11 protein-coding genes are annotated in these 14,207 nt (G+C 71.4%); 6 read left to right on the top strand and 5 right to left on the bottom strand.

The features are described 5' to 3' along the window. Positions 1-36: 36 nt before the first annotated feature. From QFZ67_RS25245 to QFZ67_RS25235, 3 genes are read right to left on the bottom strand one after another with little or no spacing between them, the layout of a single operon-like run. Positions 37-1,719, bottom strand: a complete 1,683-nt coding sequence (locus QFZ67_RS25245; RefSeq protein WP_307663359.1) for a thiamine pyrophosphate-binding protein — start codon at positions 1,717-1,719, stop codon at positions 37-39. Next, positions 1,716-2,678, bottom strand: a complete 963-nt coding sequence (speB, locus tag QFZ67_RS25240) for an agmatinase (RefSeq protein ID WP_307663358.1) — start codon at positions 2,676-2,678, stop codon at positions 1,716-1,718. Before speB ends, QFZ67_RS25245 begins: the two co-directional genes overlap by 4 nt. Before the next feature lie 53 nt (positions 2,679-2,731). Beyond that, the gene (locus tag QFZ67_RS25235; RefSeq protein ID WP_307663357.1) at positions 2,732-4,201 is read right to left on the bottom strand and encodes a sodium:solute symporter; all 1,470 of its coding nucleotides are present in this window, start codon (positions 4,199-4,201) and stop codon (positions 2,732-2,734) included. 123 nt (positions 4,202-4,324) lie between these two features. Here QFZ67_RS25235 and QFZ67_RS25230 point away from each other — a divergent pair, with 123 nt between their 5' ends. From QFZ67_RS25230 to tesB, 3 genes are all read left to right on the top strand, one after another. Then, the gene (locus QFZ67_RS25230) at positions 4,325-5,794 is read left to right on the top strand and encodes a PucR family transcriptional regulator (RefSeq protein ID WP_307663356.1); all 1,470 of its coding nucleotides are present in this window, start codon (positions 4,325-4,327) and stop codon (positions 5,792-5,794) included. A gap of 192 nt (positions 5,795-5,986) precedes the next feature. Further along, positions 5,987-7,144 (top strand): acyl-CoA dehydrogenase family protein, encoded by a 1,158-nt coding sequence (locus QFZ67_RS25225; RefSeq protein ID WP_307663355.1) that lies wholly within the window; start codon positions 5,987-5,989, stop codon positions 7,142-7,144. A 9-nt stretch (positions 7,145-7,153) separates the two neighbouring features. Beyond that, positions 7,154-8,029, top strand: coding sequence for an acyl-CoA thioesterase II (gene tesB / locus QFZ67_RS25220; protein ID WP_307663354.1), 876 nt, complete (start codon positions 7,154-7,156; stop codon positions 8,027-8,029). Positions 8,030-8,093: 64 nt separating this feature from the next. On the opposite strand, the gene QFZ67_RS25215 is transcribed toward tesB, so the two are convergent. Next, on the bottom strand, positions 8,094-8,882 hold the full coding sequence (locus QFZ67_RS25215; protein WP_307663353.1) for a phosphatase: 789 nt from the start codon (positions 8,880-8,882) through the stop codon (positions 8,094-8,096). Between the two features lie 90 nt (positions 8,883-8,972). Continuing rightward, positions 8,973-9,566 (bottom strand): TetR/AcrR family transcriptional regulator, encoded by a 594-nt coding sequence (locus QFZ67_RS25210; RefSeq protein WP_307663352.1) that lies wholly within the window; start codon positions 9,564-9,566, stop codon positions 8,973-8,975. A gap of 107 nt (positions 9,567-9,673) precedes the next feature. On the opposite strand from QFZ67_RS25210, the gene QFZ67_RS25205 reads away from it, so the two are divergent. The 3 genes from QFZ67_RS25205 to QFZ67_RS25195 are packed head-to-tail and all read left to right on the top strand — an operon-like array spanning position 9,674 to position 14,207. Continuing rightward, complete coding sequence (locus tag QFZ67_RS25205; RefSeq protein ID WP_307663351.1) at positions 9,674-11,290, top strand: carboxyl transferase domain-containing protein; 1,617 nt, start codon at positions 9,674-9,676, stop codon at positions 11,288-11,290. Positions 11,291-11,304: 14 nt separating this feature from the next. Then, positions 11,305-13,269, top strand: a complete 1,965-nt coding sequence (locus QFZ67_RS25200) for a biotin carboxylase N-terminal domain-containing protein (protein WP_307663350.1) — start codon at positions 11,305-11,307, stop codon at positions 13,267-13,269. Next, positions 13,266-14,207, top strand: a complete 942-nt coding sequence (locus QFZ67_RS25195; protein ID WP_307663349.1) for a hydroxymethylglutaryl-CoA lyase — start codon at positions 13,266-13,268, stop codon at positions 14,205-14,207. The genes QFZ67_RS25200 and QFZ67_RS25195 overlap by 4 nt, the downstream gene beginning before the upstream one ends.

Genomic DNA, 14,207 nt, shown 5'->3' with positions numbered 1-14,207 from the left:
GGATGGGGCAGCGGGGCCAGGGATCAGAGGGACGGCTCAGGCGTGCGTCGGGGCGAACATCCGCAGGACCGCGGGGAGCACGACCACCGACGGGCCCGGCTCCGTGAGCGCCTTGCCCAGGTCTTCCGTCAGGGACTCCGGGGTCGTACGCACCGCGGGCACGCCGAAGGACTCCGCCAGCGCCACGAAGTCCGGGCGGGACAGTTCCGTCGCCGTCGGCTCGCCGAAGGCGTCCTTCATGTACTCGCGCAGGATGCCGTAGCCGCCGTCGTCCACGATCAGCCAGGTGACCGGGAGGTCGTACTGGCGCGCCGTGGCCAGTTCCGCGATCGAGTACATCGCGCCGCCGTCGCCGGAGACCGCGAGGACCGGGCGGGAGCGGTCGGCCGCCGCGGCGCCCAGCGCCGCCGGGTAGCCGTAGCCGAGGCCGCCCGCGCCCTGGGCCGAGTGCATCGTGTTCGGGTGGCGGGCGTCGAAGGCGGACCAGGCCCAGTAGGCCAGGATCGTCATGTCCCAGAAGCTGGGCGAGCTGTCCGGCAGGGCCTCGCGTACGGACGCCAGCACCTGCTGTTCCAGGGGAAGGTCCTGGGACGCGAGTCGTTCGCGGACCTGCGTCAGGACCGTACGGACACGCTCCTCCGCCGCCCGGTCCTCGCGCTCCTCCACCGTCTCCAGCAGCGCGGACAGCGCGAGGCGCGCGTCCGCGTGGATGCCGAGGCCCGGGTGGTTGGACTCCAGCTTGCCCGCGTCAGCCTCGATCTGGATGACCCGGCCGCGCGGCGCGAACGTGTGGTAGTTCGAGGAGAGTTCGCCCAGGCCGGAGCCGACCACGAGCAGGACGTCCGCAGACTCGAGGAAGTCCGTGGTGTGGCGGTCCTCCAGCCAGGACTGGAGTGACAGCGGGTGCTCCCAGGGGAAGGCGCCCTTGCCGCCGAAGGTCGTGACGACCGGGGCGTCCAGCTTCTCCGCGAGGGCGAGCAGCTTGCCGGACGCGTCGGAGCGTACGACTCCGCCGCCCGCGATGATCGCCGGACGCGAGGCGCGGGACAGCAAGTCGGCCGCCACCGCGGTCAGTTCCGGGCGCGGCACGACCTCGTCCGGGGTCGCGTCCATCGCCGTGACGACCGGCAGCGTCGTCTTCGCCAGAAGAACGTCCTGGGGGATCTCCACCCACACCGGGCCGTGCGGAGCCGTCAGCGCCGACTCCCACGCGGCTGCGATCGCCGAAGGGATCTGCGAAGCCGTACGCACGATGTGCACGGACTTCACGATGTCGCGGAACGAGGCCTGCTGGTCGCGCAGTTCGTGAAGATAGCCGTGACGGCCGCCGCCAAGACCGGCCGTCGGCACCTGACTGCCGATCGCCAGCACGGGCGCGCTCGCCGCCGCCGACTCCTGGAGCGCGGCCAGCGACATCAGCGCACCCGGGCCGGTGGAGAGCAGCAGCGGGGCTACTTCACCCGTCAGACGGCCGTACGCGTCGGCGGCGAAGCCCGCGTTGTTCTCGACGCGCAGTCCGACGTACGAGAGCGAGGAGCGGCGCAGCGCGTCGAACATGCCCAGCGCGTGCTGGCCGGGCAGACCGAAGACCGTCGTCGCGCCCAGGCCCTGGAGCGTCTCGACCACGAGGTCGCCCCCGTTGCGGCCGGGCGGTGGGTTCAGCGCGGCCTCGGTCTGCGCCTCGGTCGGCCGCAGGACCAGGTCGTGATCGTGGGTCATCGGGTCTCCGCGATCTGGCGGGACATGATCGTGGTCAGCTCGTACGCCGTGTGGGACGCCGCGACCGAGGTGATCTCGGCATGGTCGTACGCGGGCGCGACCTCGACGACGTCCGCCGACACGAGGTTGCAGGAGGCCAGACCGCGCAGGATCTCCAGCAGCTCGCGGGAGGTCATGCCCCCCGCCTCGGGGGTGCCGGTGCCCGGGGCGTGGGCGGGGTCGAGGCAGTCGATGTCGATGGAGATGTAGAGCGGGCGGTCACCGATGCGCTGACGCAGCTGGTCGGCGACCTCGTCGGCGCCCCGGCGGTAGACGTCGGAGGAGGTGACGATGCCGAAGCCCATCTTCTCGTCGTCGGTCAGGTCCTGCTTGCCGTACAGGGGACCGCGGATACCGACGTGCGAGAGCGCCTCGGTGTCGAGGATGCCCTCCTCGACGGCCCGGCGGAACGGCGTGCCGTGGGTGTACTCCGCGCCGAAGTACGTGTCCCAGGTGTCCAGGTGCGCGTCGAAGTGGAGCAGGGCGACCGGGCCGTGCTTCTTGGCGACCGAGCGCAGCAGCGGCAGCGCGATGGTGTGGTCGCCGCCGAGCGTCATCAGCCGCGCGCCGGTGCCCAGCAGGTCGTCGGCCGCGGCCTCGATCGTCTCGACGGCCTCGTTGATGTTGAACGGGTTCGCGGAGATGTCACCCGCGTCCGCGACCTGCGCGAGAGCGAAGGGCGAGGCGTCCTGCGCCGGGTTGTACGGGCGCAGGAGCCTCGACGCCTCGCGGATCGCGTTACCGCCGAAGCGCGCGCCTGGCCGGTAGGAGACCCCGGAGTCGAAGGGAACGCCGACCACGGCGACATCGGCGCGGCCGACCTCGTCGAGCCGGGGCAGCCGGGCGAACGTGGCGGGTCCGGCGTACCGCGGGATACGGGACGAGTCGATCGGGCCGCGCGGTTGCTCGGTGCTGCTCATGTGAATTGCCTTCTTTCCTACGCTTCGTTGCGGTTTGACTCTAGCTGTGGGCGCTAGCTGGGGACAGCGGCGGGCTCGGCCGGGGCCTCAGCCTCGGCGCCCGGGAGGCCGGCCAGCCGCTCGCGCCAGTTCGCCAGGATCGCCTCGTCCGTCGGCCGGGTGCACAGGCTGACGATCACGTACGCGGCGAACGAGGCCAGCAGGCCGTAGTAGATGGGCTCGGTCGCGAGGATCGAGTACTTCGCCATCAAGGCAATCACGGCCCCGCCGCCGACGACGACTCCGGCGAGCGCTCCGTAGACCGTGCCGCGCTTCCACAGCAGACCGCCGAGGATGGGCACCAGCAGACCGGCGACGAGCAGGTTGTACGCGACGGTCAGCGCCTCGATGACGTTGTTCAGAGCGATGGCGATGCAGATGACGGCGACGCCCATGATGAGGATGAAGGCGCGGTTGCCCTTGACCTCGTCATGCGGATCGTCGCCGCCCGAGACCGCGCCGCGCAGCCGCGACCAGATGTCGTTGTTGGCGACGGTGGCGCAGGCGATGAGCGCGCCGGAGGAGGTGGACATCACCGCGGCGAGCGCGGCGGCGAGCACCAGTCCGCGTACGCCCATGGGGAGTTCGTCCTTCACGATGGTGGCGAAGGCGTCGTCCGCGTTGCCCAGCTTGGGGTAGAGCACCTTGGCCGCGGTGCCGATGACCGCGCCGGCCAGGGCGTAGGCGAGACAGTAGGTGCCGGCGACGGTGCCGCCCCAGCGGGCGACCTTGTCGGTGCGGGCGGTGAAGACGCGCTGCCAGATGTCCTGACCGATCAGCATGCCGAAGGTGTAGATCAGGACGTACGTGAAGATCGTCTCGCCGCCGATGCCGAGCGGCGCGAAGTACTCGTTCGGCAGCTGGGCCTTCATCTGGGCGAAGCCGCCCGCCTTGACGACCGCGATGGGCAGCAGGAGCAGCAGCACGCCGACGGTCTTGACGACGAACTGCACCATGTCGGTGAGGGTGATCGACCACATGCCGCCGAGCGCGGAGTACGCGACGACGATCGAGCCGCCGAGGATGATCGCGACGGTGCGGTTCATGTCGAAGAGGACGTCGAAGATCGTGGCGTACGCGATGGTCGAGGTGACCGCGAGCATCAGGGTGTACGCCCACATCACGACGCCGGTGATGATGCCGGCCTTGCCGCCGTAGCGCAGGTCGAGCATCTCGGAGACGGTGTAGACCTTGAGGCGGGCGATGCGCGCGGAGAAGAAGATGCTCAGCGCGAGCAGCCCGAGGCCGATGGCGAAGACCATCCAGGCGCCGGAGAGGCCGTACTTGTAGCCGAGGCCCACGCCGCCGATGGTGGAGGCGCCGCCGAGGACGATGGCGGCCATGGTGCCGGAGTACATCCAGGGACCGAGCCGACGGCCGGCGACCAGGAACTCGCTCTTGGACTTCGCGCGGCGCATGCCCCACCAGCCCATGCCGAGCATGCCGGCCAGATAAACGACGATTACTGCATAGTCGACAGCCATCGGCTTCCTTCCGTCTCGTCCCCCGGGGTTCTCAGGTCTTGTGCGACGACGGTAGGTGGCCGGAAAGCATCGATGAAGTGTACGTTTCATCCATTCTTGACACCGCCTATGGATGGACTGTCCATGCCGGAGATCGCAGCAGCCCCACCGACCCCACCGATCCCTCTCGCCGCGCTGCTCGCCCGCGAGGAACTCGGTCTGCGGCAGATCGCCGGGCCGATGGAGGCGGGCGCGGCGGTGCACTGGGTGCACACCTCCGAGATGGCGGACCCCTATCCGTATCTGCTCGGCGGCGAGCTGCTGCTGAGCGCGGGGGTGCTGCTCAAGGACCCCGACATGTACGTCTCGCGCATCGTGCAGGCGGGGGCGGCGGCGCTGGGCTTCGGGGTGGCGCCGGTGTACGACACGGTGCCTCAGGCGCTGATAGAGGCGTGCGACCGGCATGGGCTGCCGCTGCTCGAGGTGCCGCCGAAGACGACGTTCACGGCGGTGGCGCGTGCGGTGTGGCGCCTGATGGCGGAGGCGCGCCACCGGGAACTGCGCCGGGTGACCCAGGCCCAGCAGGGCCTCGCGGCGGCGGCGGCCCGCCCTGACCCGGTCCCGGCGGTCCTGCACCAGCTGGCGTCCCGCCTGGGCGGCCAGGCGGTGCTGCTGGCCCCGGACGGCATGGAACTCTCTTCGTCGGGCCGCGCGCCGAGCCCGGACGCGGGGGCGGCGCTGGGCCGCCTGGCGCGGGTGGTGAAACCCCTGCCGGGAACGCCGAGGGACGACCCGGGACAGGCCGTGCCCGTGCCCGCGTCCGCCAGTGACGCCATTCCCGGCGCGCAGCTCGCCGCCTACGCCCTCGGCGGGCACCAGGGGCTCGTGCTCGGGCTCGCCACCCCCGTGCGCGAGGCCGGCGACCACACCGTCGCCGGGGTCGCCGTCGTCCTCCTCTCGCTGCTGACCGCGCCCCACCAGGGCGCCGACAGCAGCGGGCGCAGCGCCGCGCTCGTACGGCTGCTGCTCGGGGCGGGGCCCGCCGAGGCAGCGGCGCTGCTGGGGGCCGAGCGGTGGACCGTCGTCCACGCACGCGGCGGGAGCGGCACCCCCTTCGCCGCGTCCGCGCTCGGCGCCGCGCTCGGCAGCGCGCTCGTCGACCCGGCCGACGACGGGACCGTACGGATCCTGCTGCCGGCCGACCGCGAGGTCACCCCGCAGCCCGGCTGGGTGCTCGGCGTGAGCGCCCCCGTCCTCCCCGAAGAGCTCGCCGCCGCCGACACCCAGGCCGCCAGGGCCGTGCACCGGGCCGCCGCCACCCGTACCGACCTGGTCAGGCACCGCGGCACCTCGCTCGCGGCGCTGCTGGCCCCCGAGGAGGCGGCCGCCCACGCCCGGCTGCGCCTCGCCCCGATCGCGGACTCCCCCGTCCTGCTCGACACTCTGCGCAACTGGCTCTCGCTGCACGGCAGTTGGGACCGTACCGCCGCGGCGATGGAGGTCCACCGCAATACCGTCCGCCAGCGCATCGCCCGCTGCGCGACCCTGCTCGACGAGGACTTGGACGACGCGGACGTACGCATGGAGCTCTGGTTCGCGCTGCGCTCGCTGTGACGCGTACGACCGTCCCCCGCCCTGGACAGCCACGGTGACCGTTGGGTAACTTAGTCTGAGCAAGCGCTTAGTTGCACCATCAATTGAGCAGCCACGATGGCGCTGAACCACCTCCGCGAGAGCGGCTGGGAGCACCTCCCAGCCCGCCAGGGCGAGGGGGAGGTTCAGCCGTAGAGGGAAGGGGGCGTCCCCGTGCGCCGTACCGTGTACAACGAGGACCACGAGGCGTTCCGCGAGACCATACGCGCCTTCATCGAGGCCGAGGTCGCCCCTGTCTACGACGAGTGGTTCGCCGCCGGCCAGGCGCCGCGCGACTTCTACTACAAGCTCGGCGAGCTGGGCATCTTCGGCATCAACGTCCCCGAGGAGTTCGGCGGCGCGGGCCTGGACACACACAAGTTCGAGGCCGTCCTCTACGAGGAGACCTCGCGCGCGGGCGTCAACTTCGGCGGCTCCGGCGTGCATGTGCTGCTCGCCCTGCCGTACATCAAGATGCTTGCCACCGACGAGCAGAAGAAGCGCTACCTCGAGAAGTTCGTCAGCGGCGAGGAGATGTGGGCGCTGGCGATGACCGAGCCGGGCACCGGCTCCGACGTCGCGGGCATGAAGACCACCGCCAAGCTCTCCGAGGACGGCACGCACTACGTCCTCAACGGCGCCAAGACCTTCATCACCGGCGGTGTGCACGCCGACCGCGTGATCGTGTGCGCCCGCACCTCCGCCCCGCGCGAGGACGACCGCCGCTTCGGCATCTCGCTGTTCGCGGTGGACACCAAGTCGGAGGGCTACTCGGTCGGCCGCAAGCTGGACAAGCTCGGCCTGCGCACCTCCGACACCGCCGAGTTGGCCTTCGTCGACGTCAAGGTCCCGGTCGAGGACCTGCTCGGCGAGGAGAACAAGGGCTTCTACTACCTCGGCGCGAACCTTCCCTCCGAGCGCTGGGGCATCGCGTTCGGCGCGTACGCACAGGCCAAGGCCGCCGTCCGGTTCGCCCAGCAGTACGTGCAGGAGCGCACAGTCTTCGGCAAGCCGGTCGCGCACTTCCAGAACACCAAGTTCGAGCTGGCCGCCTGCCAGGCGGAGGTGGACGCCGCCGAGGCGGTCGCCGACCGTGCCCTGGAGGCCCTGGACGCGGGCGAGCTGTCCGCCGCGGAGGCCGCGTCCGCGAAGCTGTTCTGCACCGAGGTCGCGCACCGCGTCATCGACCGCTGCCTCCAACTGCACGGCGGCTACGGCTACATGAACGAGTACCCGATCGCCCGCCTCTACGCCGACAACCGTGTCAACCGCATCTACGGCGGCACCAGCGAGGTCATGAAGTCCATCATCGCCAAGTCGATGGGCCTGTAGGTTCCGTCCGTGAACCAAGCGCTCGACGACCTGCTCGATCTGCTCGACCTTGAGCAGATCGAGCAGAACATCTTCCGCGGCCGGTCCCGGTCCGCGGTGGTCCCGCGCGTCTTCGGCGGGCAGGTCGCGGCCCAGGCTCTCGTCGCCGCGGGCCGCACCGTGCCCGACGACCGCACGGCCCACTCCCTGCACTCGTACTTCCTGCGCATGGGCGACCCGGGCGCGCCGATCGTCTACACGGTCGACCGGATCCGCGACGGCCGCTCCTTCACCACCCGCCGGGTGGTGGCCGTGCAGCACGGGCAGCCGATCTTCCACCTCTCGGCGTCGTTCCAGACGTACGAGGAGGGGCTGGAGCACCAGGCGGAGATGCCGGCCGCGCCGGACCCGGAGACGCTGCCGACGGCGGCCGAGATGCTGCCGCGCTACGCGGACCGCTTCGTCGATCCGGGCGTGGTCGACCGTTTCCTGGAGGCGCGGGCGGCGGTCGATCTCCGGTACGTCGACGCCCCGCCGTACGGAACGGTCGGCGAGGCGCGCGAGCCGCGCTCGCAGGTCTGGTTCCGGGCGAACGGCAAGCTCGCCGACGACTCGCTGCTGCACGTCTGCCTCGCCACGTACGTCTCCGACATGACGCTGCTCGACTCGGTGCTGCTCGCGCACGGCCGCGGCGGCTGGGCGGTCGGCGATGTGGTGGGCGCCTCGCTCGACCACGCGATGTGGTTCCACCGCCCCTTCAGGGCGGACGAGTGGCTGCTCTACGACCAGGAGTCACCGTCGGCGTCCGGCGGCCGGGGTCTGGGCCAGGCGCGGATCTACACGCAGGACGGGCGGCTGGCGATCACCGTCATCCAGGAGGGCGTCGTTCGCGTACCCCGCGCCTGAGGGCGGTCACGCGGCGGGCGTGTGCGGCACCCGCCGTAAACCCTGGGACGTCAGCCCTGGGACGTCAGCCCCGGGACGTCAGCCCCGCCGCGTCCAGCAGGTACTCGGCCATCGGGTCGTAGAAGCGGGGATCCGTGACGTGGTCGTCCAGGGGCACCACCACCTGGAGGGTTCCCTCCGCCTCCCCGATGAAGAGCGCGGGGTCGTTGCAGTCCGCGTACCCGACGGAGTCCAGACCCCGCTGCCCCGCGCACCCGGCCCAGCCGTGGTCCGCCACCACCAGGTCGGGCTGCGGGCGTCCCTCCCGCTCGAGCGCGTCCAGGATCGCGGCCATGGGCGCCGGGGAGTGCGTGTGCCACAGGGTCGCGCCGCGCTCCAGCATCGCGATGTCCGCGAACTGGACCACCATTCCCTCGTCGGCGGTGAGCCCGCCCGGAATCCGTACGATCTCGCACCCGGCGGCCCGCAGCGCGTCGGCGGTCTGTCTGTGGACATCCAGCAGCCCGCCGGGATGCCCGGTCGCGAACAGCACCCGCTCCTGCCCGGCGGCGGCCTTGCGCAGCCGGGCGGCCAGTCGGTCCAGGGCGTCGACGGTCAGCTCGGGGTCGATGGTGTCCTGCCCGGCCCGGTGCTGGGGATCGTCGTTGACACCGCACCGCTCGGCCATCACGGCGAGCACATCCTGCTCATCGGTCCACCGGTCGCCGAGCTCCAGGCCGAGCCAGAAGTGACGGTCGCCGTTGGCGAGCTTGCGGTAGTGGGAGAGGTTGTTGTCGCGGGGGGTGGCGACGTCTCCGGCGATACGTGTGCGGACGAGGTGGTCGACAAGGGCGGCACGGCTGGGTATCGGCATGTGCCCATTGTGCCGTCCGCAACGCCCGCGGCGCCCTGCGTCCCGAACGTTGGACGGCAGCGGCGGGCAGCTGGGCAGAACCCCAGGTCCTCAGCCCGCCAGTGACGCGAACGCCCCGTGTGCCAAGCGCCGCAGCAGCGTCTCCGTCGCCGCGCGGCCCGGCAGGCCGCCGCCGTACGAGCCCAGGTGCGGCGTGGAGTTGAGCAGGCCGAACACCGCGTGGACCGCCGCCCTGGCCTCCGACTCCGCGACATCCGGGTGGAGTTCGCGGACCGCCGTGACCCACAGCTCGACGTACTGCCGCTGCAACTGCCGCACCAGCTTGCGGTCGCTGTCGCGCAGCCGGTCCAGCTCGCGGTCGTGGAGCGTGATCAGCGGGCGGTCGTCGAGCGCGAAGTCGATGTGCCCGTCGATGAGCGAGGCGAGCAGCAACTCGGGGTCGGCGGCCGCCTCCTCGACGCGGAGCCGGCCGCCGCTGAGCAGGCGTTCACTGATGCCCACCAGCAGCTCCGCGAGCATCGCGTCCTTGCCGGGGAAGTGGCGGTACAGGCCGGGTCCGCTGATGCCGACGGCCGCCCCTATCTCGTCGACGCCGACGCCGTGGAAGCCGCGCTCGGCGAACAGGCGCGCGGCCTCCTTGAGGATCTGTTCGCGGCGCGTGGGGGCATCCGTCCTGGTGGTCATGACATTGATTCTAGACAACACTGTTAGCGGTCGTTAACCTGATGGAAACGCGTTAACGCTCATTAACTTTTCTCGTACGAAGGCGTACGGCAAGGGGGCTCACGACGATGCAGCAGGCACCCGTGCTGGCGAGCGCGGCGGACCCCGCCTCCCCGGCCTGGCAGGCCAACGAGGCGGCGCACCAGGAGCTGGCCGACGCCCTGCGCGCCAAGCTGGCCGCGGCCCGCCTCGGCGGCGGCGAAAAGGCCCGGGCCCGCCACACCGCCCGCGGGAAGCTGCTGCCGCGCGACCGCGTGGACACCCTCCTCGACCCGGGCTCGCCCTTCCTGGAGCTCGCCCCGCTAGCCGCGGAGGGGATGTACGACGGCCAGGCCCCGGCCGCCGGAGTGATCGCCGGTATCGGCCGGGTCAGCGGCCGTGAGGTGGTCGTCGTCGCCAATGACGCCACCGTCAAGGGCGGCACGTACTACCCGATGACGGTCAAGAAGCACCTGCGCGCCCAGGAGGTGGCGCTGGAGAACCGCCTGCCCTGTGTGTATCTGGTGGACTCGGGCGGCGCCTTCCTGCCCATGCAGGACGAGGTCTTCCCCGACCGCGAGCACTTCGGGCGGATCTTCTACAACCAGGCCCGGATGTCCGGCGCCGGCATCCCGCAGATTGCGGCGGTCCTCGGCTCCTGCACGGCCGGCGGGGCATACGTCCCGGCGATGAGCGACGAGGCTGTGATCGTGCGCAACCAGGGCACGATCTTCCTCGGCGGCCCGCCCCTGGTGAAGGCCGCGACCGGCGAGGTGGTCACGGCGGAGGAGCTGGGCGGCGGCGAGGTCCACTCCCGGATCTCCGGCGTCACCGACCATCTCGCAGAGGACGACGCACACGCGCTGCGGATCGTACGGAACATCGTGGCGACGCTCCCCGAGCGCGGCCCGCTCCCCTGGTCGGTCGAACCGGCCGAGGAGCCGAAGGTGGACCCCGCCGGGCTGTACGGCGCGGTGCCGGTGGACTCCCGCACCCCCTACGACGTACGCGAAGTGATCGCCCGGATCGTGGACGGCTCCCGGTTCGCGGAGTTCAAGTCGGAGTTCGGCACGACGCTGATCACCGGCTTCGCCCGGATCCACGGCCACCCGGTCGGCATCGTCGCCAACAACGGCATCCTGTTCTCCGAGTCCGCCCAGAAGGGCGCGCACTTCATCGAGCTGTGCGACCAGCGCGGCATTCCCCTGCTCTTCCTTCAGAACATCTCGGGCTTCATGGTCGGCCGGGACTACGAGGCGGGCGGCATCGCCAAGCACGGCGCGAAGATGGTCACGGCGGTGGCCTGCACCCGCGTGCCGAAGCTGACGGTCGTAGTCGGCGGCTCGTACGGCGCAGGGAACTACTCGATGTGCGGCCGGGCGTACTCCCCGCGCTTCCTGTGGATGTGGCCCAACGCCAAGATCTCCGTGATGGGCGGCGAGCAGGCGGCGTCGGTGCTGGCCACGGTGAAGCGGGACCAGCTGGAAGGCCGCGGCGAGCAGTGGCCGGCCGCCGAGGAACAGGCCTTCAAGGAGCCGATCCGAGCGCAGTACGAACAACAGGGCAATGCTTATTACGCGACGGCCAGGCTGTGGGACGACGGCGTGATCGACCCCCTGGAGACCCGGCAGGTGCTGGGCCTCGCGCTCACGGCCTGCGCCAATGCCCCGCTGACCGACCCCGCCTTCGGCGTCTTCCGGATGTGAGACGGACCATGACGATGTTCAGCACAGTTCTTGTCGCCAACCGGGGCGAGATCGCGGTCCGGGTCATTCGTACGCTGCGCGCCTTGGGCGTCCGCTCGGTCGCCGTCTTCAGCGACGCGGACGCGGACGCGAGGCATGTACGGGAGGCGGACACGGCGGTCCGTATCGGCCCCGCACCCGCGGCCGAGAGCTATCTCAGCGTGGAGCGCCTGCTGGAGGCCGCGGCCCGTACCGGCGCCGAGGCCGTCCACCCCGGCTACGGCTTCCTCGCGGAGAACGCCGGCTTCGCGCAGGCCTGCGCCGACGCGGGCCTGGTCTTCATCGGGCCGCCCGCCTCGGCGATCTCGCTGATGGGCGACAAGATCCGCGCAAAAGAAACCGTGCAGGCGGCGGGCGTGCCGGTGGTGCCTGGCTCGTCCGGCTCCGGCCTGACGGACGACCAACTGGCCGCCGCTGCCCGGGAGATCGGCATGCCGGTGCTGCTGAAGCCCTCGGCGGGCGGCGGCGGCAAGGGCATGCGCCTGACCCGGGTCGAGTCGGTGCTCCTGGAGGAGATCGCGGCGGCCCGCCGGGAGGCGCGTGCCTCGTTCGGCGACGACACCCTCCTTGTGGAGCGGTGGATCGACCGCCCCCGGCACATCGAGATCCAGGTGCTGGCGGACGGCCACGGCAATGTGGTCCACCTCGGCGAGCGCGAGTGCTCGCTCCAGCGCCGCCACCAGAAGATCATCGAGGAGGCGCCGAGCGTCCTGCTCGATCCGGAAACCCGTGCCGCGATGGGCGAGGCGGCCGTGCAGGCGGCGCGTTCGTGCGGCTACCGGGGCGCGGGCACGGTGGAGTTCATCGTCCCGGGCAACGACCCCTCCTCGTACTTCTTCATGGAGATGAACACCCGCCTCCAGGTCGAGCACCCGGTGACGGAGCTGGCTGTGTCGATCACGGGAAGGGGCGGCCTCGACCTGGTGGAGTGGCAGCTGCGGGTCGCGGCGGGCGAGCAACTGCCGTTCGCCCAGCGGGACATCAGCCTCACCGGCCATGCGATCGAGGCCCGTATCTGCGCGGAGGACCCTGCCCGCGGCTTCCTGCCCTCGGGCGGCACGGTGCTCGCCCTGCGCGAACCGCAGGGCGACGGCGTGCGCACCGACTCCGGCCTCAGCGAGGGCACGGAGGTCGGCAGCCTGTACGACCCGATGCTGTCGAAGGTCATCGCCCACGGCCCGGACCGCGCGACGGCCCTGCGCCGCCTGCGCGCGGCCCTCGCCGAGACGGTCACCCTCGGCGTCCCGACCAACGCGGGGTTCCTGCGCCGTCTGGTGGCCCACCCGTCGGTCGTCTCGGGCGACCTGGACACGGGCCTGGTGGAGCGCGAGGCGGACGGACTCGTGCCGTCCGGGATCCCGGACGAGGTGTACGAAGCCGCGGCCGCGGGACGGCTCGCCGAGCTGACCCCGCAGCGGGGCGCGGGCTGGACCGACCCCTTCTCCGTGCCGAGCGGCTGGCGCATGGGCGGCCGGCCTGCCCCTGTAACGCACTGGTTCCGTGTGCCGGGACTCGACGCGGTGGCCTATGAGGTACGGGATCGCAGCAGCCACCGTGTCGAGGCCGACCGGGTCTCTGTCACCCTCGACGGCGTGGTCCACACCTTCTGGCGGGCCGGCGACTGGCTCGGCAGGGACGGTGACTCCTGGCACGTCCAGGACCACGACCCCGTCGCCGCCTCCCTCACCGGCGCCGCGCGTGCCGGGGCCGACACGCTGGCCGCGCCCATGCCCGGGACCGTCACGGTCGTCAAGGTCGCCGTCGGGGACGAGGTCGCCGCCGGCCAGAGTCTGCTGGTCGTCGAGGCGATGAAGATGGAGCACGTCATCTCCGCCCCGCACGCCGGCACCGTCACCGAGCTCGATGTGACCGCGGGCTCCACCGTCGCCATGGACCAGGTGCTGGCCGTGGTCACCCCGCACGAGGAGGACGAGCGATGACCGGCCGACTGCCGATGGGGTTCCCGGCGCAGGACCTGCCGCCCCGGGTGCGCATCCACGAAGTGGGCCCGCGCGACGGTTTGCAGAACGAGAAGACGGTCGTACCGACCGAGATCAAGGCGGAGTTCATCCACCGCCTGGCCGACGCCGGACTGACCACCGTCGAGGCGACCAGCTTTGTGCACCCCGACTGGGTGCCCCAACTGGCCGACGCCGAGCAGTTGTTCCCCCTCCTCGGCGACATCAGGGGCGTCGGCCTGCCCGTCCTCGTGCCGAACGCCCGCGGGCTCGACCGCGCCATGGCACTCGGCGCGCGCCGTATCGCCGTGTTCGGAAGCGCGACCGAGACCTTCGCGAAGCGCAACCTCAACCGCACGATCGACGAGTCGCTCTCCATGTTCGCGCCGGTCGTCGCCAAGGCCCGCGCCGACAAGATCCACGTGCGCGGCTATCTCTCGATGTGCTTCGGCGACCCGTGGGAGGGGCCCGTCCCCGTCCATCAGGTCGTCCAGGTCGCCAAGCGGCTCATGGACCTCGGCTGCGACGAGCTGAGCCTGGGCGACACCATCGGCGTGGCCACGCCCGGCCATGTGCAGAGCCTGCTCGCCGAGCTCAACGAGGAGGGCGTGCCCACCTCCGCGATCGGCGTGCACTTCCACGACACGTACGGGCAGGCCCTCTCCAACACTTTCGCCGCGCTGCAGCACGGTGTGACCACCGTGGACGCCTCCGCGGGCGGCCTCGGCGGCTGCCCGTACGCGAAGAGCGCGACCGGAAATCTCGCCACCGAGGACCTCGTGTGGATGCTCAACGGCCTCGGCATCGAAACCGGGGTCGACCTCGGCCGGCTCACCGCCACCAGCGTCTGGCTGGCCGGACAACTGGGGCGACCGAGCCCCTCCCGCACCGTTCGCGCCCTCTCCCACAAGGAGTCGTAG

Source organism: Streptomyces sp. V1I1, from assembly GCF_030817355.1.
In the GTDB taxonomy this organism is placed as follows: domain Bacteria; phylum Actinomycetota; class Actinomycetes; order Streptomycetales; family Streptomycetaceae; genus Streptomyces.
The sequence above is the reverse complement of the archived record's forward strand: the minus strand, read 5'-3'. Positions and strand labels throughout refer to the sequence as shown.

What these genes read in the sequence shown, in the direction of transcription:
- QFZ67_RS25245 (WP_307663359.1), bottom strand. Translation starts at nt 1,719, where the DNA reads ATGACCCACGATCACGACCTGGTCCTGCGGCCGACCGAGGCGCAGACC.
- speB (WP_307663358.1), bottom strand. Translation starts at nt 2,678, where the DNA reads ATGAGCAGCACCGAGCAACCGCGCGGCCCGATCGACTCGTCCCGTATC.
- QFZ67_RS25235 (WP_307663357.1), bottom strand. Translation starts at nt 4,201, where the DNA reads ATGGCTGTCGACTATGCAGTAATCGTCGTTTATCTGGCCGGCATGCTC.
- QFZ67_RS25230 (WP_307663356.1), top strand. Translation starts at nt 4,325, where the DNA reads ATGCCGGAGATCGCAGCAGCCCCACCGACCCCACCGATCCCTCTCGCC.
- QFZ67_RS25215 (WP_307663353.1), bottom strand. Translation starts at nt 8,882, where the DNA reads ATGCCGATACCCAGCCGTGCCGCCCTTGTCGACCACCTCGTCCGCACA.
- QFZ67_RS25210 (WP_307663352.1), bottom strand. Translation starts at nt 9,566, where the DNA reads ATGACCACCAGGACGGATGCCCCCACGCGCCGCGAACAGATCCTCAAG.
- QFZ67_RS25205 (WP_307663351.1), top strand. Translation starts at nt 9,674, where the DNA reads ATGCAGCAGGCACCCGTGCTGGCGAGCGCGGCGGACCCCGCCTCCCCG.
- QFZ67_RS25200 (WP_307663350.1), top strand. Translation starts at nt 11,305, where the DNA reads ATGTTCAGCACAGTTCTTGTCGCCAACCGGGGCGAGATCGCGGTCCGG.
- QFZ67_RS25195 (WP_307663349.1), top strand. Translation starts at nt 13,266, where the DNA reads ATGACCGGCCGACTGCCGATGGGGTTCCCGGCGCAGGACCTGCCGCCC.